General features: G+C 55.3%; 2 protein-coding genes. One reads left to right on the top strand and one right to left on the bottom strand.

The features are described 5' to 3' along the window. On the top strand, nt 1-276 hold a 276-nt coding region (locus tag JF66_RS24825; protein WP_231556547.1), incomplete at its 5' end, for a hypothetical protein. A 313-nt stretch (nt 277-589) separates the two neighbouring features. On the opposite strand, the gene JF66_RS20760 is transcribed toward JF66_RS24825, so the two are convergent. Continuing rightward, on the bottom strand, nt 590-1,009 hold a 420-nt coding region (locus JF66_RS20760; RefSeq protein WP_035880861.1), incomplete at its 5' end, for an adenosylhomocysteinase.

Genomic DNA, 1,009 nt, shown 5'->3' with positions numbered 1-1,009 from the left:
CATCTAGTGCACCAAGCCGCCGGAATAGGCGAACAAGATACAAGTTTGAAACTGACAGAACAAATCATTACTGACTTGCTTTGTTTGTTTTGCGTGATCGAAACCACGACTTTCAATTCATATTCCAAAGGAATCTCTATTGCGGTACTCGCTAGAAACGAGCCCTACAACCGAGGTTTTTGGCATTTGACATTGTGCACGCTGTTGAGTTCTCAAGGATCGGACGCACCCAGCTTCAGGCCCTTTTGGGCTGTCGCTCTGGGGCAACTTGTCTAACTTACCCATCCGGCGAGTGGTTGTCAAATCGAGTTATCCCAGGGATTCAAGCAAGCCGAGGCTCACGACAAATCCCCGGACTCTGATGATTGAACCATCGAGATGGGAAGAGCTATATTCTAGGCCCTCAGTCAACGCCCTTGCAAGATGATGGGCGAAGAATGTCAGGCCGAGAGGTGGTCCCGCTTGAGGCCGAAGAGCTAAGCAGCTTTCCGCACCTGTGGGGTACGTGTAAACACTACGTTCGTAGCCGCAACCCGTCAAAGCGTACGCACCCTCGGGCGTGTCGCACCTCGCCGCGGAGACGGAGGGGTTAGTACCGGTAGTGATCGACCTTGTACGGACCCTCGACAGGGATTCCGAGGTAGGCGGCCTGCTCGGGGCTGAGAACCGTGAGCTCCACTCCCAACGCGTCGAGGTGGAGTCGAGCCACCTTTTCGTCGAGGTACTTGGGGAGCACATACACGCCGATCGGGTACTTCTCGGTGTGGCAATAAAGTTCGATCTGCGCCAGAACCTGGTTCGTGAAGGAATTGCTCATTACGAACGAGGGATGGCCAGTGGCATTTCCGAGGTTCATCAGACGCCCCTCGGACAGAACGAGGATGCTCCGTCCACTGGGCAGTCGCCATTCGTCGACCTGCGGCTTGATCTGTACCTTGGTCGCCCCCGGCAGCACCTCTAGGGCGGCCATGTCGATCTCGTTGTCGAAGTGACCCACGTTCGCGATGAT

Source organism: Cryobacterium sp. MLB-32, from assembly GCF_000738085.1.
Lineage (GTDB): Bacteria > Actinomycetota > Actinomycetes > Actinomycetales > Microbacteriaceae > Cryobacterium.
This window is presented reverse-complemented; position numbering and strand designations above follow the sequence as displayed.